The following is a 20,368-nucleotide window of genomic DNA, read 5'->3' on the forward strand; positions in this document are numbered from 1 at the left end:
AAAACTGATTGGATGACGATTGTCGGACAAAGATCACCCGGAGGCAGTTGCCCTTATTTCAGTCATTTTTCCAATAATTATACTAAATTGTCATTTGGAGGCCCAATGAAGGCAATCAAATAGATGAAAAAGGCAAAAATCGAGAAGATAAGACCGATGGAAGGCTCGTCCTTCTTTATGTCCCATAATAAGGCGCCCCTCTTATGCCACCTGGACTTCTGGCATTTTCATCCCGAGTTTGAAATAGTATATGTGCCCCACGGAAAAGGCAGACGATTCGTCGGTCACAAGATCAGCCGGTATGAGGATGGCGATCTGATACTGTTAGGACCCAACATACCCCATAATGCTTTTAATTTCGGTTTCGAGTCGACAGGATATGAGGAATATGTCATTCAGTTCAAGAGCAGCCAGATCGAAGAAATGGCGGATAGCTTTCCGGAGTTTTCCAGGATAGCCAAACTGCTGGCCGCCGCCCGGACAGGTATATCTGTCAATGGAGAAGCCAGACATCGCATCGGGGAACTGATAAAAAAAATGTTTGAGCTGCCTTCTTCTTTCCAGCGTCTTATACAATTATTCATCGTATTGAGGGAAATGTCGTTGCTGTCCGGTGATTACGAAGACCTGGAGGCAAGTAAGTTCCTTTCCATTAATTCCGTGCATGCCAAACGCATCGGACGCGTATATGAGCTCATACAGCAGGAATACCAGAATAATATCTCCACCCGGCAGATAGCGGGAGAACTGGCGATGACAGAAAGTTCGTTTTGTCGGTTTTTCAAGAGTGCCACAGGCAAAAGCTTTAAACAGGCATTGACGGAAGTGAGGATCCAGAAAGCCAGCGCCTTGCTGACGCATTCCGAGTTTTCCGTTGCCAGCATCGCCTCTCTATGTGGGTTTAATAATATCTCCTTGTTCAATAGATTTTTCAAAGAGACCACTCAAATGACGCCCAATGGGTATCGAAGATCGATCCGGGTGAAAATGGAGACGGTGAACAGTGCTAAATAAAACCCTGTGCGCTATTCCGTTCTCAGACTTTTCATCGGATTGGACCGTGCCGCCCTTATCGCCAGCACACCGACAGTGAGGAATGCGATCATCACGGCGACGGCGCCCGCCAGGGCAAACATCCACCATTGTATCTTTATCCTGTAGGCAAAACCCTGAAGCCATTTGTTGATCAACCACCATGTCATCGGTGTAGCGATCGCAAAAGCAATGACCACCAGCCGGATGAACGCTCTTGAAAGTGTCATGACAACACCCGCTACCGACGCACCCAATACTTTCCGGATACTGATCTCTTTTGCCCGCTTGACGATGACAAAGGCCGCCAGGCCGAAAAGACCAAGACAGGCAATGGATATTGCCAGAACACCGATGATGGCAATAATGGTCCCGGCATTTCTTTCCGAATCGTAGGTTCGTTTAAAATGTTCATCAAGGAATTGCGGCTCAAGGGTATTGTCTCCGGTGACGGCTTTCAATCTGGCAGTGACCTCTTTCACCGTGGACATAATTCCGCTGGTGGAAACTTTGATATATAATTGGCTTTTCCACACGGGAACATAATTGATGGAGCTGATCAGCAGCGGTTCGATGCCGCTGTGAAGCGAGCTGTAATTAAAGTCCTGTACAACGCCCACGACCCTGCCGGGAGGAAAGCTCGCCAGATTGATCTCCTTGCCTACCGGGTCTTTGTAACCGATCTTGTGGGCAAGGGTCTCATTGATCAGATATTCGTTGTTGGGGTTATCCCTTGTGAAGTCACGTCCGGCCAGGATCTTCATTCCGAAAAAACCGGCATAGTTAGCTGCCCCATTCTCAAAATTGACAGATATATTCTTTCGCTGTCCGTCCGGGGCCAGATATTCTATTCCAAACAACGACCCTTTGCCGCCCAGCTCCATGAAACCACTGCTGATATCGCTGACCCCCTTTATTTTTAACAGTTCCGATCTGAGAATGCCCAATTTTGAGACCCCCTGCACGTCCAGGGGCGCTTTCATCACCTGCTCGTAAGCATATCCAAGGTTCTTATTCCCCAAAAATTGCAGCTGTCGCAAAAAGATAGTCAGGCCAATGATAAAAAACAGGGCGATAGTGAATTGACCGGTGACCAGCACATTTCGGAGCGAAGTACGGGATCCTCCGAACAGCACTTTGCTCTTAAGCGCCTGGTTGATCTTTGAGCCGGAGACAAGCAAGGCGGGATACAGCCCGGCAAACAGGGTGGTGGTCAGCAGGATGGCCGTATAGATACCAGCGACAGGCCATCCGTAAAGATTACTCACTGGTATCTGTCGGCCAACGACATCATTCATGGAGGGAAGGAAGATCGCCGTCAGCAGGATGGAAAGCGCTACCGCACCCGCGACACCAATGAACGTCTCTGCCAGCACCTGGAAAAAGATGTGCGATCTGCCTGCGCCCATGATCTTCTTTACTGCGATCTCCTTCCCTCTGTAAGCTGCAATGGCAATGCTAAGGTTGATAAAATTACAGCAAGCGATCAGGAAAATGGCAAGCGCAATAATCATAAAGACCGTGATATATTTCCCGTCCACCCGATTGTAGTTGTAGTAATCATAGTTGATGTCCGAAGATGCCATATGGATCTTCTTCACGGGCTGCAACTGCAGATCAATGAACTTATTCTTGGAATGAAGCGTTGCAGTAAGCCTCGTCTGCAGCGTATTGATATCAGTACCTGGCCTCAGCCTCAAATAGGTGGGCCCTAAAAGGGCGCCCCAGCTCTGGCCCATGAATTTTTTTTCAAATTCGTCGGAAATGGGCAGCAGCCCTTCGACCTGCAAATGCGAGGAGGCCGGAAGCTCCTCTATAATATTACATACAGTGACATTCCTGACCGTCGAATCATCCGTGATCATCCGGAGCGTTTTATGCAGGGCGGACTGTGTGCCGAAGAGCCTGGTGGCCAGGTTTTGCGTAAGGACGATACTGTTCCTGTCGCGGACAAAGTCCTGCTTATCGCCTTCTGATATCGTGACCCCAAACATACCGGCAAAAGTGGTATCCGTACAACCAATATTATTTGTCTTTATCTTTTTCCCTTCATACGCAAGGGTTACTGACGGATATATATAAGGGGTGGCAGGGAAAACACGGGTATAGCGCTCAATCTCGTTGTGGTTGTCTTTACAGAAACGGGCGATCGGCGCACCCGTGGCCGCAGAGACTTGCGGAGCAGTGCCGTCATAATGAATGTACTCGTTTAGCCGGTATACTTGAGATACGTTGGGAATATGACTGTCGAAACTGCGTTCGTTTTGCACGAACAAGCCAATGAGGATACAGGCGGAAATGGCCAGGCCAAGACCGGCGATGTTGATGACCGTGTAATTCCTATTATAGACCAGGTTGCGCCAGGCAGCTTTGAAGTATTTCATAGGCATTCCCCTTCAGAAATTGTTCCGGTTTTATAATTTGTTCTAAATCAATTAGAATCAGCTGTTTGAGGAGCGAGACCGTCCGTTTTTGATACAACGGACGTCCGGTTGCTATCCCCGCATGGTTGACTCCCGCACGATCAGCTTCGTCGGCAGCGTCAGCTCCTGCACCTGGAAATGCTTCTTGTTGATATGATTCAGCAAAAATTCACAACTTTTCCTGCCGATCTCCAACGCCGGCTCCTCCACCGTCGTCAGTGAAGGAGAGATGATCTCGCACATGGGGTCGTTGGTAAAACCAATAATACCTATCTGCTTCCCGATCCTGATATTCTTCTTTTTTAAAGCCAGCATGGCCCCGATGGCCTTCCTGTCATTGACGGCGAAAATGGCATCGGGTCTGGTCCTGGATTGTAGTAATTGCAAGGCATCCTTTTCCCCGAAATCCCTGGAAAAGCCGGAATGGATGATCCATTCTTTTTTCACCGGAAGCCGGTGATCCTTCATGGCCGCCAGGAATCCTTCCATTCTCCTCTCTGTAAAAAGCAGGCCGGCAGGACCTGCGATATGGGCGATCTTCTTATATCCCTGCTGGATCAGATGCTCTACAGCCTGATAGGCCCCATGATAATCATCCTGCATGATCTTCGACGCCTTGATATCGTGCGCCACCCTGTCAAAGAAGACAATGGGTATACCATCCGCGATGATCTGCTCGAAATGATCGTTCTGCCGCGAGTCGGAAGAGACGCATACGAGCAGGCCGTCCATATTTCCCAGGGAAAGCTCGTTGAGGATATCCATTTCCCGCTCGGCCGAGTCATTGGTGATATACAGTACGATGTTATAGCCTTTCTTATAGGCGACTTCCTGGATACCAGTGATGACAGTGGAGAAATAGTAATTGGTAATGGTCGGCAATACGACGCCGATGTTATGACTACTGTTCTTTACGAGACCAGTGGCATTGAAGTTGGGTTTATAGTTCAGCTCCTGGGCCTTTTTCAGCACCAGCTGCCTCGTTTCCTGGTTGACATCATACGTGTCTCTCATGGCCCGGGAAACGGTGGCGACAGAGATGTTCAGCTCCCGGGCGATGTCTTTAATAGTAACGAAGTGACGCTTCATACGGTACCCCAAGATAACGAAAAAAGACTTCGAGAACGTTCTCGCTGATATATTCCCCGCGTTTCACGCCACGTAATGTTTTTCAGCCGAATTTAGTTGCGTTAACTGTTTATAAAAAATTAACTGATGAGCAATCGCAGGAACTTTTTAAAGTATACCGGGCTTGTCGCGGGTGGGCTTGCCGCCGGGCCGGCGAAAATATTTGCTTCCGGACACGATGGTGATTCCTCAGCGGCAGCCGTCATCCCCCCCCAACCTCCCGGATCACAGGTCTTCAATATGTGTGGATATGCGGCTCCGAAGATAGAGACGGTGCGTATAGGCTTCATCGGTCTGGGCAACAGGGGATCGGAAGCCGTCCCCCGGATCATCCATATCGAGGGCGTGGATGTCAGGGCCCTTTGCGATATAAAAGATGCCCAGGTCCAGCTGGCCAAGAACGAGCTGATAGGCACTTCGCATAACCCCGCCCTTTACTCCGGCAGTGAAGACGAATGGAGGAAGCTTTGCGAACGGGACGATATTGATGTTGTCTACATCGCCACCCCCTGGAAATGGCACACGACCATGGCCGTATACGCCATGCAGCATGGCAAGCATGTGGCGGTGGAAGTGCCGGCGGCAAAAACCCTGGAAGAGTGCTGGGAGCTGGTCAATACATCCGAAAAGACCAAACGTCATTGTATCTTCCTGGAGAACGAATGCTATGATTTTTTTGAATTGCTGACGCTGAATATGGCCCGCCAGGGGTTTTTCGGTGAGATCATCCATGGGGAAGGGGCCTATATCCACAGCATCGGGGAAAGCCTTTTCGATCCCGTCCGGCGGCCCGGTCTCTGGCGCCTGGATGAGAATGCGCACCGGAATGGCAACCTTTACCCCACACACGGCCTGGGCCCTGTATGCGTGATCATGAACATCAACAGGGGCGACAAAATGGAATACCTGACCTCGATGAGCAGCAATGACTTTTCCCTGCATCCCTATGCAGTGCAGCTGGCGGCCAAAGATCCCGCCTATAATAAATATACTGACAAGCATTTCCGGGGGAATATGAACACGACGACCATCCGTACGAACCTGGGCCGGACCATCATGTTGCAGCATGATACTTCTTCACCCCGTGTGAAATCATCCCGCTACCTGATCAGTGGTACCAAAGGTACTGCGCAGTGCGATGCCGATGCGCCGCGGATCGCCACCAGTCATGAAGGATGGGTATCTCAGGACGTGTTCAATCAACTGGAGAAACAATATACCCCTGCCATCGTTCAGAAAATGGGGGAGATGGCCAGGCTGGTAGGCGGACATGGCGGTATGGACTTCCTGACGGACTGGCGCTGGATCGACTGCATTCGGAACGGTCTGCCCATCGACCATGATGTCTATGACGCTGCACTCTGGAGCTCCATGGCTCCCCTCAGCGAATGGTCCGTCGCCCACCGCTCCAGTCCCATCGACATTCCGGACTTTACCCGGGGAGCCTGGCGGAAGAATGCCCCTGTCGACATCTCTATCGACCATCCTAATCTCACAAACGCTAAATAAAAACCTGAAATAATAAAAGTTCATCTGATGAAAGTACATGTGGAAAAGAATGCCAAGGGACTGGGCATTGCTGCAGGAAAAGCTGCCGCCGCGCTGATCGCGGACGCCATCGGGCAAAAAGGACAGGCCAATATCATCCTGGGCACGGGGGCCAGCCAGTTCGAGACGCTGCGCCAGCTGACAGCTTCAAAGGATATCGAATGGAATAAAGTGGTGATGTTCCACCTGGACGAATACATCGGCCTGCCCGTTACGCATCCGGCCAGCTTCCGGAAATATCTTAAGGAAAGATTCCTGGATAAAGTGCCGCTCCTGAAAGCTTATCACCTGATAAATGGGGACACGGATCCCGAAGAGGAGTGCCGGCGCCTGGGAGCGTTGATCAGCGCCCATCCGATTGATGTCGCGCTGGCAGGAGTGGGGGAAAACGGTCACCTCGCTTTTAATGATCCCCCCGCTGACTTTGAAACGACCCAACCCTATATTATTGCACACCTCGACGAAGCCTGCAGGATGCAACAGCTGGGCGAAGGCTGGTTCAAGTCCATCGATGAAGTGCCCCCCACCGCCATCAGCATGTCCGTACAGCAGCTGATGAAGTCGAAGCATATCATTTGTTCCGTACCGGACCAACGCAAAGCCAAGGCTTTAAAGGACAGCTTCGAGCAGCCGGTAAGCAATATTTACCCTGCCAGCATATTGAGAAGGCATCCCGACTGTCAGTTCTTCCTGGACGTTTTCTCGGTATCCATGCTTTCCAGGGATGCGTCCGCTTATGAGCACCTAATAGAAAAATAACACCGGTATGCGCGGCCCCCAGTCCATCTTATTTGCCTTTCTTCTTCTTCCCGCCATGACCTTTGCCGGGCCGGCTGACCCGTTGGGGCCGCACTTTGCATTGTTCCCTGCGCCTCAGAAGATCGAGATCGGGCAAGGCAATGGATTACGGTATACGGATCTGAAGGAGGTGTTCGTCGAAAGCGTGGACCAGGCACGGCTGCTGTCTGGCTATCCTGGACGCTTGCCCGTGCATTTTTCAGGAAATGAAGCCGCTGGCGCCCTCAGCCTGCACATAGACACCTCCCTGGATGTCCCATCCCCCGAAGGATACATCCTCCACCTGCGCGACAACCAGGTGTCCATCCGCGCAAAGGCGCAAGTAGGCCTGTTCTATGGCCTCCAAACCCTGGATCAACTATTGGAAGACGCCAGGGACCAGGATCTCGCGATACCCGCCTGCACGATCACCGACTACCCTTCGATAGCTGTAAGGGCTGTGCACCTGGACCTCAAACACCATCTCGATGCAGGCTTTTATTACTATCATATCATCGATGTCCTGTCGAGCCTTAAGATAAACACGATCATCCTCGAATTGGAGGACAAGCTCAGATACCGGAAAGCCCCCGTGGTAGGCGCTCCACAGGCCATCTCCATCGAAGAGTTTGCCGCACTGTGCAAATACGCCCATGACCGTTTTATTGAGATAAGCCCGTTGGTGCAGGGGCTGGGTCATGCTTCCTTTATTCTAAAACATGAACAGTATAAATCGTTAAGGGATGATCCAAAGTCCGACTGGGCATTCGATCCCTTGAACCCTGAAACCTATAGGCTGCAGTTCGCCCTGTACGAAGACGCGATGGCCGCAACGCCTTTTGGAAAATACCTGCACATCGGCGGCGATGAGGTAGGGACATTGGGCAGATCACCGCTGGCCAGGGCGTCGGGCATGACGGCCATCCAGCTCCAGATGTACTGGCTGAAGAAAGTGACGGACTTCGCCATACAGCATCACAGGACACCGATCTTCTGGGACGATATGGTCTTCAAGCTGTCAGGACTGTACAGGACCACGTATGATCCGGAGATGAAGGCCCCCGAAGTCGCCGCGCTCTGGAAGAAGAATGAACCGAAGCTCAACGCGAATATTGCTCTCTTCCCTGCCAACTGTATCTATATGCGGTGGAACTATGAGGCGCCGGACGTACCTGGCAACCGGCTGGCCATCGATTGGTACCGCGCTCACCAGCTGGATGTAATGCCCGCCACCTCCGCCCAGCAATCCTATGCCATGCTGCAGCGTAACCATTCCAACTTCCCCTTTATCAGGGATTTTTGCCTCATCGCCAAAGACCGCGGTCTGGATAAGATCCTATGTACCGTATGGGATGACAGCTCTCCCCATTTCGAGACCATCTGGCGCGGTCTCTATGATTTTGCCTGGTTCTCCTGGAATGGTGCCGACACCACCGAACAAAATGTGCATGCCGCCTTCCGCCACCGGTTTTTCTCCCCCGCGCTGGCCGGGGCCGGATATGAATGCAGGGACTCGCTGGAGACGGCCGTCACATTCTGGGAGACGGCATTCTTACAGGAGGGCGATCGCGAAAGCTATTATCCCACCTACAAACTGATGGGCTTGCCCGATCCTGCCAGCAAAGGACGGTGGAGCAGTCAGTACCTGAAAAAGCTGGAAGGCGCTGCGCAGACCATGCAGATCTATCAGCTCGTAAAGGACCGTATCCAACGTTGCATCGTCCTGGCAAGAAGGAACCGGTACGCCCTCGAAGTATTGGACCAGATCAATGAGCTGCAGGGGTATTCCACCCGCCTCCTGCTATTGCTGAAGGAATATGATGAAGGCAAAGTTGGTCTGCGGCAGATCAGGGAATGTGTCAACAGCTTCCCTGACATCCGCAAGCGGCTGGAACAAGTGTTTGCCAGGACCCGGATGATGGGTAATCCCGCAGGTTATATACGGGATGCCAACCTTCATCTGCACCTTGCCAATGGAACGAATAACACTGACTGGATGTATTTCTATGAGCTGCCTATGAACAGGAAGGTAGATCAATGGCTGCATCTCCAGGGAATAAATTGATGAAGGCTCTTATAGTTTATAAAACCAAAACTCCGCTTATGCAACGGATCAGCAACACATGGAAGGCCTTCGCGCCTGCGTGCCGGATCAGAATTTGTATCCTGCTCGTATCCCTGCCTTCCTTTCTCCTTGCGCAGACAAGAACGATTTCCGGCACGGTCCGGGATGAAAAAGGCCAGCCGATGGCCGGAGCTTCCGCAACAGTTAAAAAGACGGGGATAGGCACCAGCACGGATGCCGCGGGGAAATTCTCCCTGCAGGCGGCCACCGGCGCCGTCATCGTGCTTTCCGCCGTCAACTACGAGGATGTGGAGATCGTAGTGGGGCAGGATGCCAGCTATAACGTCGTATTCAAACAGAAAGCTTCCCAGCTGAACGATGTCGTCGTAGTTGGGTACGGCACGCAGAAAAAGGCGGATCTCACGGGCGCCATAGCGACCGTAGATAAACGCCTGCTGGAGAACAGGCCAGTGACCAATGCCGTGGCTGCCTTGCAAGGGGCGGCTCCTGGTCTGATCATCACCCGTTTCAGCGGACAACCGGGAAAGGAGGACTATGCCGCCAATGTCCGCGGGTATTCTTCTGTCAACGGGACAAACACCGCGCTCGTGCTGGTCGATGGCGTGGAAGGCGACCTGGCGCTGCTGAACCCCAATGACATCGAATCCATCTCTGTCCTGAAAGACGCCGCTGCCGTGTCCATCTATGGCGCGAAAGCCGCCGGGGGCGCTATCCTGGTGACAACCAAAAAGGGCACAGCCGACAGGCTGACCGTCACCTATTCCGGGTTGACCACTTTCAATCATAAATTTGGGATCCCCCAGCGCCTCCATTCCTGGCAGGACGCTGAAATGCAGAACGAAGCCTTTAAAAATGCAGGCTTTAACCCAGCTTATACCCAACAGGAACTGGATTGGATGAAGGATCCCAATATCAACTACATCGTCAATCCTTCCAATCCCAGCGTGTATAAATATTATTATGACCTGAACCAGATCAACCTCCTGATGAGAAAGACGGCCTTTAGCCAGACCCATAATGTTTCCTTGCGAGGCGGGTCCGACAAAACCCAGTACCTGTTCTCCGTCGGGTATTTCGACCAGGACGGCGTCTTCAAATTCGGACCGGATGGCACCAAACGTTACAACGCAAGGCTCAACCTGACGACAAAGCTGAGCAATATTTTCAGTCTGGATGCGAGGGTGGCCTATACGCAGACCCATACCATGTCCCCCAGCGGGGACACCTATGCAGACTATGGCCTGCTGTACGGTATCTACCAGCTGAGGACGATCTATCCCGTCTTTCTTCCGGGCTCCAACGAAACAAAATATGCCAGGGCGGGCAGCGCTCCCACGACCTACCAGATCCTGAAGGACGGCGGGTACAACGAGGATCTTCGCCACAATCTGGACGGAGTGTTTACGCTTAAGGCGGAGAATTTTGTAAAGGGCCTGTCCGTACGGCTGCTGTATAGCCCCCAGCTGACCTTTGCGGAGAACAATATGTTCGAGAAGACCATCCCGCTCTATGACATCGGTCCGGAACCCACCAAGTTCATCTTCAACCCGAATTCATTCACGAAGTTCCGGGGCGTGCTGGACAGAACGAATGTACAGGCCCTGGCCGACTATGACCTGGAGATAGCCGACAGGCACCATTTCCATCTGTTGGGAGGTTACCAGTACCAATATTTCCACGCAGATACCACCAGCGCTACTGCGAGCGCGCTGATCTCGAATGACGTCCCCTCCCTCAACCTGAGCGGCGACCCCACCGTGCCCCCGACGGTAGGAGATAATGTCCAGGCCAATGCCCTCGTCTCTTATTTCGGCCGGTTCAACTATAATTTCGACGGGAAATATTTTGTTGAGGCGACTTTGCGCAATGATGCCAGCTCCCAGCTGGCGCCCTCCAGGAGAAGCCAGTATTTTCCCTCCGTGTCGGCTGCCTGGCGGCTGGCCAAAGAAGGCTGGTTCAGGGACGCCGCTCCCTTTTTCGATGAACTAAAAATAAGGGGGTCCTGGGGCAAGCTGGGCAATTCCAACGTCCTTGGCAACTACGATTATATTTCCATGCTGAACAGGGGCCCCGTCTATCCCTTTAACAATACGAGGAACAATTCCCTTTACCAGGCCGTGCTGGCCTCGCCCGAAAAGACATGGGAAAGAATAGCCACCACGGATGGAGGGATCGATATAGGGTTGCTGCAGAGCAGGCTCACGGCCAGCTTTGACTATTATGTCCGCACCAATGAGAATATGCTGGTAGTGGTGAATGTCCCTTCCACGCTGGGGCTTATTCCCAGCGCAACCAATTCCGCCCGTCTCAGGACCAGGGGTTGGGAAGCCTCCATCGGCTGGAAAGACAGGACGCGCAAGCTGAACTACTGGATCAATTTCAATATCTCGGATAATAAGGATGTCGTTACCCGCTATGACGGACAGAATGTGATTGCCGAAGGCCTGAACACCGTGATACAGGGCATGCCCATCAATTCCATTTACGGGTATGAATCGCAGGGTTATTTCAAGACGGACGCCGACGTGGCGGCGCACGCTTTCCAGGACAGCCGGACGGGTGCGGGAGACCTGATCTATAAGGACCAGGATAAGAACGGCGTCGTCAATGGCGGACTAAACCGCCCCGACGATCATGGCGACCTGGTATACCTCGGCAATACCAGCCCGCGATTCACCTTTGGTCTGAACCTGGGCGCCGAATGGAATGGTTTCGATCTGTCCGCCCTGTTCCAGGGAGTGGGCAAAAGGAATATGCTGATCTATCCTTCCGCGGTGGTGCCATTTGTCGACGCATGGAGACAGCCCTGGGCCATCAACACGGACTACTGGACGCCTACGCACACGGACGCCCTGTTCCCCCGTCTTTACGTGGGTGGCACACAGAATGTGCTGACCAGCACCAAATGGGTGCAGAATGCCGCCTACATCCGCCTGAAGAACCTGCAGGTAGGCTATACACTGCCACAGCGATGGACCAGCAAAGCAAAGATCCAAAAGGCAAGGATCTTCTTCTCCGGACAGGATATATGGGAGCACAGCAAGATGTGGTATAAATACTTCGACGCGGAGAGCCCCAACAACGCGGCTTACAACTATCCTTTCTTCCGTAGCTATGCCGCCGGGCTGAATATCACTTTCTAACAGACACCCTAAAAATAATTTTATGAATACGCTTCATACAAGAACGTTCCTGCTCCTCCTCCCGGCACTCCTGTTCTTCGGCTGCTCCAAAAAGCTGGACCAGGTGCCGAAAACAGACTTGTCCGACGTCAATTTCTGGAATACCACCAACGATATGAAATTGGCATGTAACTACCTGTATTCCTTCTTACCCCCTATCAATAGCCATACCGACGACGACATGTCCGCGGATGCTTTTGGGCTCAGCGCGAATTCCGTCAGCGACGGCTCCTGGCTGCCGCCCGCGACGGCTGACAGCTGGACGGGCAATTACAATCTGATCAGAGCCTGTAACAATATCCTGGAGAAATCCGTGAAAGTAAAGGGCGACCAGGGTGAGATCAGTAAATATCTCGGAGAGACGCGGTTCTTCCGGGCCTGGGGATATTTCGACCTGGTAAAACGCTATGGTGACGTTCCCTTTGTGACGAAGACGCTGCAGCTGACCGACACTTTATTGTATACAGGCAGGACGAACAGGGAAATAGTGCTGGACTCCGTTTACGCAGACCTGGATTTTGCCGTGGCGCATCTTCCTGGCGCCAGTCAGCAGGCCAGTGAGGAATACGGCCGGATCACCAGCACAGCGGCCCTGGCCTTTAAATCAAGGGTAGCCCTTTTCGAAGGGACCCGGATGAAGTTCTTTGGTCAGGCTGGCTACCAGACCCACCTGCAGAAGGCCATCGACGCCAGCGATGCGATCATCGGGCAAGGCAACAACGGGCTGTTTACGTACGCAGCCAACCCGGACAGCAGCTACTATTACCTCTTCCAGTATACGGGAGAAGGACAGGCTAACCCGGAAAATATCCTCGTCCGGATCTATGGAGAGAACCAGGTCAACGATATCTCCGCCAACAATTACACCCGGGAAGTCCTCGATGAAGGACTGCTGATGCCCACCAGTAATTTCACGTCCTCCTACCTGTATAAGGATGGATTACCTTCGGATAAATCACCTTATTACCAGACCCAGACCAATACGTACACAGAGTTTGAAAACCGCGACCCCAGGATGGCCATGACGATCTTTAATAAATACTCCTGGTACGTATCCGGTCTCTATGTGCCTACCTTTGAATATTCCCAGACAGGTTACAGATCCTGTAAGTATTATATTGCAGCCGACTGGACCATCAATGTAAGCTATATCGACAACATCATTATTCGCTACGCGGAAGTCCTGCTCAATAACCTGGAAGCCCGTTTTGAGCTGAATGGCTCCGTCACGGATGACGAGCTGAATGCCACCCTCAACCTGATCCGGGCAAGAGCGAAGATGCCGGCGCTGACCAATAACTTCGTTTCGTCCAATGGCCTGGACATGCGTACGGAGATCAGGCGCGAGAGAAGGATCGAGCTGGCTTTCGAAGGGTTCCGGTATTGGGACCTGCTGCGTTGGAAGACGGCGGAGACGGAATTGCCGCAGGCCATCATCGGTGTAAAGTATTTCCCGGCCGAACAAGGGCAGCTGGATGATCCGCACCTGACCTCGGATGGATTTATCATCACACAGGATGCGAACAAACGTCATTTTAATCCGGAAAGAGATTATCTCTGGCCCATCCCCACCCAGGAGCTGGGTCTGAACCCTAAACTAACCCCCAACCCTAAATGGTAAGACAGATGATCGATGGACGGATGAAGCAATGGTTGTTGGTCCTGTTTTGTGGCCTGGTCATGAAGGTGAATGTTCATGGCCAGGCATCCCGTCCGGCCCTGCTCCAACCCTCCCGTCCGGCCCTGCTCCACCCCCCCCGTTCCGCCCTGCTCAAAATGGTGGAAGACGACCTGGTATTTGCAGCGGACCAATACAAGTCCCTGCTGCAACATCTCCCACCCGGCCTGATTCCCCGAACGTACGACAAACGATCAGATACCCTCGTCACCAGCGGCGCGGATTGGTGGTGCAGCGGCTTCTTTCCCGGTACGCTCTGGTACCTGTACGAATATGGGCATGACCCTGCCTTCAAACAGGAGGCGGAGAAAAGAATGCAGCTGATCGAAGGTCAGCAATTCAACACGGGAGACCATGATCTCGGGTTCAGGATATTCTGCAGCTATGGGAATGCTTACCGGATCACAGGCAACCCGGCGTATAAAAAAGTATTGATGGAAGCCGCCCGGTCACTATCCACCAGGTTCCGGCCTTCGATCCGGTCCATACAATCCTGGGATGCTTCTTCCCGGTACCATTGCCCCGTGATCATCGACAACCTGATGAACCTGGAACTATTGGAATGGCGTGACCCCTTCGACACGATGGCCATGCAGCATGCGTATACGGCCATGCGCAATCATTTCCGGAAAGACTACAGCACCTGGCATGTGGTGGATTATGACAGCGCGACGGGCCGGCCGATGCGAAAGATCACCCGGCAGGGGGCGTCTGATGCTTCCACCTGGAGCCGGGGAGAGGCGTGGGCATTGTATGCGTATACCATGCTTTTCCGCTACACAAAGGATCCGGCCTACCTGTCCCAGGCCGAACATATTGCCCATTTTATATGGAGCCGGTTGCCACCGGATGGCATCCCTTATTGGGATTTTGATGCGCCGGGTATTCCTCAGGCTTATAAGGACGCATCCGCGGCAGCCGTCATGGCTTCCGCCTTTCTTGAGCTGGCCGGTTATACTTCGGCAGCCAACAGTGACACCTGTATCCACGTGGCGGAAAAGATCCTTCAGACCCTTTCTTCCACCGCTTACAGAGCCGCTCCCGGAACAAACGGAGGTTTTTTGCTGATGCATAGTGTGGGTGCGCTTCCTTTTAATGCTGAAGTGGATCAGCCGCTGACATATGCGGATTATTATTTTCTCGAAGCGTTATTAAAGCTTCGCAGCAACCTCGCCGACTCGATGAAATATTTCGATGGCCAAAGTCTTTCGGTCATTGGCCGGATGCACGATGAGAACAACTATCATCGCCTGCCTTGGAAATTCAGGAACGTTGTAAGAGACCCCGTATGGGACGAAAGTCTTTCGTCTGCCGGCATATCCATTCGTTTCAGGACAAACGCAGTGACCTTACGCGTCAGATGGAGCCTGGCCGAAAAGGGAAGGTCCTGGAACCTGAATCCCGCCGGCGCAGACGGAATGGACCTGTACGCCCATACGGATAAAGGATGGCAGTATGTCAATACGGCGCTGGCGAAGGATACGGTAAACGAGTTTACGCTCCTGCGCAACGGCGAACCCTTATACCGGGAATACCTTTTAAACCTGCCGCTTTATAATTGTGTCACCGGCCTTTCCGTCGGGATCAACCAGGGGGCCGTCATCGGCCCGCCGGCGTCCAGGTATCTCCTGGATAAAAAGCCCGTCGTATATTACGGCAGCAGCATTGCCCAGGGTGCATCCGCCAGCCGCCCCGGTCTGGCCTATACCAATATACTTTCCCGCCAGCTGGACAGGAGTTTCATCAACCTGGGGTTCAGCGGCGAAGGCACTTTCGACGCGTCGGTAGGACAAGCTATGTCGGAGATCGATGCGACGCTGTATGTCATCGACTGTACGCCGAATTCGAAGAAGGAGATCATTTATGACCGTGCCGTGAACCTCGTCAGAATGTTGAAGCAGCAGCGGCCGGCGACACCTGTGCTGCTGGTGGAAGGATCTTATTACGACGATCTTACTTTTGAGAAAGATGGTAACGGGAATATCGATGCGAAAAGAAAAGAACTGAAGAAAGCCTATGATACACTCATCCGCGCAGGTGTAAAAGGGCTCTATTATAAGACGGGACAAGGCCTCACCGGCTACGATCACGAAGGTACGGTGGACGGCGTCCACCCTGATGACATCGGGATGCAGCGATTCGCTGGACAGCTATTACCCGTGATCCGGTCGATCCTGCAAAAGGAGCAACACGAAATTCCTGCTCCCCCGCAATACTATTCTCCGGATGATTTTTATTCCGTGAAAAAGATAGATGCGCACACGCACATCACCGAAGAGGCGGATACTGCCTTTGTCAGGCAGGCGGAGGCCGACAATTTCCGGTTCCTGAACATTAATGTGTACGCGTCATCAGGTACGCCATTGGAAGAACAGCAGGAATTTGCGCTCCGGGAGATAAAGGCATTTCCCGGAAGGATGGCCTATGCGACGGCATTTTCATTGGAACATTTCAATGACACGGGATGGCAGCGTGAGGTGATAGGGTATCTTGACAGCTCGTTCTCCAAAGGAGCCATCGCGGTGAAGGTGTGGAAGAACATAGGTATGGAATTACGTGATTCCAGCGGTCAGCTGGTCTTGATCGACGATCCCCGGTTTGATCCAATATTAAGCTTCCTGGCAAAGAAAGGGATACCATTGATCGGACATTTAGGGGAGCACAGGAATTCCTGGCTACCCCTGGATAAAATGACCGTCAAAGGCAACAGGGACTATGCGGCGGCCCATCCGCAGGAGTATATGTATCTCCATCCCGAACGACCTTCCTATGAGACCTATATCAGGGCCCGGGATCATATGCTGGAGAAGCACCCTGACCTTCGATTCGTGGGCGCCCACCTGGGAAGCCTCGAATGGAGTGTGGATGAGCTGGCACGCCGGCTGGATAAATATCCCAATATGGCCGTGGATATGGCGGAACGGATCTCGCACCTGCAATACCAGGCCCTGACCCAGTGGCAGAAAGTACATGACTTCTTTATCAAATACCAGGACAGGTTGATCTATGGAACGGATATGCGCAGTTCCGCGATGGATATAGCGAACGAACATATCACCGGGTACGAAGGTCTGAAACAACATGCACATGAGGTCTGGCTGCGGCATTGGAGATTCTTTACAACAGATGACAGTATGCGCGTGCCGAAAGTGCAGGGCGCGTTCAAAGGATTAAAGCTGCCCCGAAGGGTAGTGGATAAGATCTATTACGGGAATGCTGTAAGGTGGTACCCCGGTTTGGCAGGCAGGATCGATTAAATTTATTTATATGAATGGTACGAGGACGGGGAACTATCGCTGGTTTATTTGCTTTCTGCTTTTTGCCGCGACGACGATCAATTACATCGACCGCCAGATCTTCGGACTGCTGAAGCCGGAGCTGGAGAAGGTCTTTGGCTGGTCCGAAATGGATTACAGCAGGATCGTGATGGCTTTCACCATTTGCTATGCCTGCGGACTGCTGGTGTATGGGAGGATCATCGACAGGATAGGTACCCGGCTGGGCTATACCATCTCCGTCACGATCTGGAGCGCCGTAGCCATGCTGCATTCGGCTGTGAGGAGCACCTTTGGGTTCGGTGTGGTGCGGGCCTTGCTGGGCATCGGCGAATCAGGGAATTATCCGGCGGGTGTGAAGACCGTCGGGGAATGGTTCCCACCCAAAGAAAGAGCGCTGGCCATCGGGATCCTGGATTCCGGCTGTAACATCGGAGCTTGCGTGGGGCCGCTGCTGGTCCCCTGGATCCTGGCAACCTATGGCTGGCAGACTGCTTTTCTCGTGACGGGTGCGCTGGGCTTTATCTGGCTCATCTGCTGGCTTCGTTTCTATCAACTGCCGGCAAAACACAAACGCTTATCGGCCGCAGAATTGGAATATATACGCGGTGATGAAGAAGAGGTGGTGGCTCCAGTACGCCTTTCCTGGGCAAAGCTGCTACGGTATAAGCAGACATGGGCGTTTATCATTGGGAAGTTCTTCACCGATCCGATCTGGTTCTTCTTTCTTTTCTGGCTCCCTTCTTACTTCAGCACGCATTTTCACCTTGACCTTCGAAAACCGAGCCTGCCCCTCGTCATCGTCTATGGAGGGACGATGATCGGCAGTCTGGGGGGAGGGTATCTGTCGTCATGGCTTATTAAGAAAGGCTGGCCAGTCTATAAGGCACGGAAGGCGGCATTATTGGTGTCGGCGATCTGTGTGGTGCCCATCATCATCACGAGATATACGGTCGATATCCGCGTGGTTGTCGCTTTGATCAGCTTGTCAGCGGCAGCCAACCAGGCATGGAGCGCCAATATCTTCGCCATAGTTCCGGACATGTTCCCTAAGAATGCCATCAGCTCTGTGGTGGGATTGGGTGGCATGGCAGGCGCCATCGGCAGCGTGCTCTTCCCGCTGTTCATCGGATTTATATTGGATTTTTATAAGCATGCAGGCAATATAGTCGCCGGCTATAATATCATTTTCCTGGTTTGCGGCAGCTCCTTTCTCCTGGCCTGGATCCTTATACATTATGTCACACCAAAAATGGGAAAGATCCAATGAACACATCCACATGCCCATCGTCTCAACGATTGCTCTCCCTCGATTTTATGCGCGGACTGATCATGATCCTGCTGATGCTGGAAGCCTCAGATCTTTACGAGCGGCTGGCAGATGCTTCCCGGGGGACGCTGTTTGCCCCGCTTGTCGACCAGTTCTTTCATCACCCCTGGAATGGACTTCGATTCTGGGATCTCATCCAGCCCGGGTTCATGTTCATCGCAGGAACGGCGATGGCTTATTCACTGCATCATCAGGGGGAGAAAGGAGTATCCCGCCGGCAGATGGCTTCAAAAGTCCTGAAACGCTCCGGGCTGTTGTTTTTCTGGGGCGTCTGGATACGGTCGGTGCATGGGGGAGGCCTTAGCTTCGAGTTATGGAATGTGCTGGTGCAGCTGGCATTCACAACGCTGGTCGCCTTCCTTATTTTTCATTGGTCCATCCGGTGGCAGATCATTTTCAGTATTGCCTTATTAGCGCTGACAGAATTATTATACCGTGGTTTCCATCTGCCCGGCTTTGACCAGCCCTTCACAGACCAGCACAATTTTGGCAATTATGTCGATCTGCTCCTCATGCACAAGACCAGTAAAGGGGGATGGGTAGCCATCAATTGTATCCCGACGGCCTGCCATACCATCTGGGGCGCGCTGGGAGGCAAGCTGCTGCTCTCGCAAAGGACTGCCATGGAGAAATTCAAATGGATAGGCCTGGCAGGCCTGGCGGCGCTGCTGGCGGGATATGCACTCGGATGGACTTTCACCCCTATTATCAAGCGGATCGCCACCTCTTCCTTTGTCCTGGCATCCGGCGGATGGTGCTTGCTGGCGCTCGCCCTGTTCTATGGATGGATCGATCTGCGGGGCCACAAGAAGTTTGTATGGTTTTTCTCCGTGGTGGGAGTCAACTCCCTTTTTATTTATCTGTTCATGAATACCCTGGCCGGAGGGATCAATGAATATGTGGACAAGGTTACATCCGGGTACTTGCAGGCTATCCATGTGCCCGCGTTAACAATAGGGATTGTCGCTTCGCTCCTCACATTTATGGTTGAATGGTATCTCTGCTGGTTTCTCTTTAAGAGGAAGATCTTTATCAAGATATGAATATAACGACCCTGAAACAGGTATACCCTTCAGACCGGCTCATTTCTTATTGATTTTATTATTTAATAATACCTCCAATTTTTTCAGTTTCGTTTTCCAGAATCCATCGAAGTAGTCGATCCACTCCTGCAGCGCATTGAACCCGTCCTGTTTCAGCGTGCAGTACCTTTCGCGTCCAATGTCTTCAATCGAGATGAAGCCTGCATACTCCAGGATCTTTATATGCTTGGAGACAGCGGGCCGGCTCATGTCAAAATTTTCAGCCAGCGCGTTGATGGTCAGGCTGTCATTGGAAAGGAGCTTCAGGATCTGCCTCCTGCTGGGATCGGCGACCACCTGGAAGACGTCAAGCGTGGGTTGAGCCATGTTTTGCGGTGTTGATGTGTTCGGCGATCTTTTTCATATTTTTCAGCCAGCCCTCTTCCATGGCCTGGAAAATAGGAAGGTTTGTCAATACCTTAAAACCACTATGTTCCAGGGAGAGATCCGTACCTCCGTCTTTTTCAGTCAAGGTCCAGACGACGATGGAGTCCATTGTAAAGGTGCCGTCCCCGGGGCCCCCTTTCCAGGAATAGCTGAGCTTTTTGTTCGCAACAACTTCTAATACCTTGCAATAGACGATCCCGTCAAAGTCAAATTTTGGGATCGGGTTCGTCCTGAACTGAAAGTCAAACCCGACAATAGGCTGAAAGTCAGTAGGCATCAGCCATTGGGCCATCAGTTCAGGCGTTGTCAGGTATTCCCAGACGATGGCGGGGGGATGTGGGTAGAACAGCTGGTGTTGAATGCTTTTCGTCATAATAAGTAACTTTTAAGTTACCTAAAGGTAAGAGTAACTTTCAAGTTACGCAAATTTTTTTTGAACT

13 protein-coding genes are annotated in these 20,368 nt (G+C 52.3%); 9 read left to right on the plus strand and 4 right to left on the minus strand.

Translation table 11 applies throughout. The features are described 5' to 3' along the window. Positions 1-123 precede the first annotated feature (123 nt). On the plus strand, positions 124-1,014 hold the full coding sequence (locus Q4E93_RS01975) for an AraC family transcriptional regulator (protein ID WP_303582407.1): 891 nt from the start codon (positions 124-126) through the stop codon (positions 1,012-1,014). An 11-nt stretch (positions 1,015-1,025) separates the two neighbouring features. Here the strand turns inward: Q4E93_RS01975 and Q4E93_RS01980 are convergent, their stop codons facing one another. Both Q4E93_RS01980 and Q4E93_RS01985 read right to left on the minus strand, forming a co-directional pair. After that, positions 1,026-3,416, minus strand: a complete 2,391-nt coding sequence (locus Q4E93_RS01980) for an ABC transporter permease (RefSeq protein WP_303582408.1) — start codon at positions 3,414-3,416, stop codon at positions 1,026-1,028. 111 nt (positions 3,417-3,527) lie between these two features. After that, complete coding sequence (locus Q4E93_RS01985; protein ID WP_303582409.1) at positions 3,528-4,544, minus strand: LacI family DNA-binding transcriptional regulator; 1,017 nt, start codon at positions 4,542-4,544, stop codon at positions 3,528-3,530. A 126-nt stretch (positions 4,545-4,670) separates the two neighbouring features. Between Q4E93_RS01985 and Q4E93_RS01990 the strand changes: the two genes are divergently transcribed. Genes Q4E93_RS01990 through Q4E93_RS02025 form a run of 8 tightly spaced genes read left to right on the plus strand, consistent with a single transcriptional unit; the run spans position 4,671 to position 19,502 of the window. After that, positions 4,671-6,092: a Gfo/Idh/MocA family protein gene (locus Q4E93_RS01990; protein ID WP_303582410.1), complete on the plus strand. Its 1,422-nt coding sequence runs from the start codon at positions 4,671-4,673 to the stop codon at positions 6,090-6,092. Between the two features lie 27 nt (positions 6,093-6,119). Beyond that, positions 6,120-6,890 (plus strand): glucosamine-6-phosphate deaminase, encoded by a 771-nt coding sequence (locus Q4E93_RS01995; RefSeq protein WP_303582411.1) that lies wholly within the window; start codon positions 6,120-6,122, stop codon positions 6,888-6,890. A 7-nt stretch (positions 6,891-6,897) separates the two neighbouring features. Next, entirely contained in the window at positions 6,898-8,973 is a 2,076-nt protein-coding gene (locus tag Q4E93_RS02000; protein ID WP_303582412.1) for a glycoside hydrolase family 20 zincin-like fold domain-containing protein, read from the plus strand. A gap of 38 nt (positions 8,974-9,011) precedes the next feature. Then, a complete protein-coding gene (locus Q4E93_RS02005; RefSeq protein WP_303582413.1) occupies positions 9,012-12,137 on the plus strand; it encodes a SusC/RagA family TonB-linked outer membrane protein in 3,126 nt (1,041 codons plus the stop codon). Between the two features lie 22 nt (positions 12,138-12,159). Further along, entirely contained in the window at positions 12,160-13,797 is a 1,638-nt protein-coding gene (locus Q4E93_RS02010) for a RagB/SusD family nutrient uptake outer membrane protein (RefSeq protein ID WP_303582414.1), read from the plus strand. Next, on the plus strand, positions 13,791-17,111 hold the full coding sequence (locus Q4E93_RS02015; RefSeq protein WP_303582415.1) for an SGNH/GDSL hydrolase family protein: 3,321 nt from the start codon (positions 13,791-13,793) through the stop codon (positions 17,109-17,111). The genes Q4E93_RS02010 and Q4E93_RS02015 overlap by 7 nt, the downstream gene beginning before the upstream one ends. Before the next feature lie 10 nt (positions 17,112-17,121). Continuing rightward, a complete protein-coding gene (locus tag Q4E93_RS02020; RefSeq protein WP_303582416.1) occupies positions 17,122-18,399 on the plus strand; it encodes an MFS transporter in 1,278 nt (425 codons plus the stop codon). After that, entirely contained in the window at positions 18,396-19,502 is a 1,107-nt protein-coding gene (locus Q4E93_RS02025; RefSeq protein WP_303582417.1) for an acyltransferase family protein, read from the plus strand. The genes Q4E93_RS02020 and Q4E93_RS02025 overlap by 4 nt, the downstream gene beginning before the upstream one ends. A gap of 39 nt (positions 19,503-19,541) precedes the next feature. Here the strand turns inward: Q4E93_RS02025 and Q4E93_RS02030 are convergent, their stop codons facing one another. Together Q4E93_RS02030 and Q4E93_RS02035 are read right to left on the minus strand one after the other, a co-directional pair. Continuing rightward, a complete protein-coding gene (locus Q4E93_RS02030) occupies positions 19,542-19,868 on the minus strand; it encodes an ArsR/SmtB family transcription factor (protein ID WP_303582418.1) in 327 nt (108 codons plus the stop codon). After that, entirely contained in the window at positions 19,849-20,301 is a 453-nt protein-coding gene (locus Q4E93_RS02035; RefSeq protein WP_303582419.1) for an SRPBCC family protein, read from the minus strand. Before Q4E93_RS02035 ends, Q4E93_RS02030 begins: the two co-directional genes overlap by 20 nt. Between the last annotated feature and the right edge of the window lie 67 nt (positions 20,302-20,368).

The sequence above is a fragment of the Flavitalea plasmicola genome (assembly GCF_030546645.1).
In the GTDB taxonomy this organism is placed as follows: domain Bacteria; phylum Bacteroidota; class Bacteroidia; order Chitinophagales; family Chitinophagaceae; genus Puia.

What these genes read in the sequence shown, in the direction of transcription:
- Q4E93_RS01975 (WP_303582407.1), top strand. Translation starts at nt 124, where the DNA reads ATGAAAAAGGCAAAAATCGAGAAGATAAGACCGATGGAAGGCTCGTCC.
- Q4E93_RS02030 (WP_303582418.1), bottom strand. Translation starts at nt 19,868, where the DNA reads ATGGCTCAACCCACGCTTGACGTCTTCCAGGTGGTCGCCGATCCCAGC.
- Q4E93_RS02020 (WP_303582416.1), top strand. Translation starts at nt 17,122, where the DNA reads ATGAATGGTACGAGGACGGGGAACTATCGCTGGTTTATTTGCTTTCTG.
- Q4E93_RS02005 (WP_303582413.1), top strand. Translation starts at nt 9,012, where the DNA reads ATGCAACGGATCAGCAACACATGGAAGGCCTTCGCGCCTGCGTGCCGG.
- Q4E93_RS01995 (WP_303582411.1), top strand. Translation starts at nt 6,120, where the DNA reads ATGAAAGTACATGTGGAAAAGAATGCCAAGGGACTGGGCATTGCTGCA.
- Q4E93_RS02035 (WP_303582419.1), bottom strand. Translation starts at nt 20,301, where the DNA reads ATGACGAAAAGCATTCAACACCAGCTGTTCTACCCACATCCCCCCGCC.
- Q4E93_RS02000 (WP_303582412.1), top strand. Translation starts at nt 6,898, where the DNA reads ATGCGCGGCCCCCAGTCCATCTTATTTGCCTTTCTTCTTCTTCCCGCC.
- Q4E93_RS01985 (WP_303582409.1), bottom strand. Translation starts at nt 4,544, where the DNA reads ATGAAGCGTCACTTCGTTACTATTAAAGACATCGCCCGGGAGCTGAAC.
- Q4E93_RS01980 (WP_303582408.1), bottom strand. Translation starts at nt 3,416, where the DNA reads ATGAAATACTTCAAAGCTGCCTGGCGCAACCTGGTCTATAATAGGAAT.
- Q4E93_RS01990 (WP_303582410.1), top strand. Translation starts at nt 4,671, where the DNA reads ATGAGCAATCGCAGGAACTTTTTAAAGTATACCGGGCTTGTCGCGGGT.
- Q4E93_RS02010 (WP_303582414.1), top strand. Translation starts at nt 12,160, where the DNA reads ATGAATACGCTTCATACAAGAACGTTCCTGCTCCTCCTCCCGGCACTC.
- Q4E93_RS02025 (WP_303582417.1), top strand. Translation starts at nt 18,396, where the DNA reads ATGAACACATCCACATGCCCATCGTCTCAACGATTGCTCTCCCTCGAT.
- Q4E93_RS02015 (WP_303582415.1), top strand. Translation starts at nt 13,791, where the DNA reads ATGGTAAGACAGATGATCGATGGACGGATGAAGCAATGGTTGTTGGTC.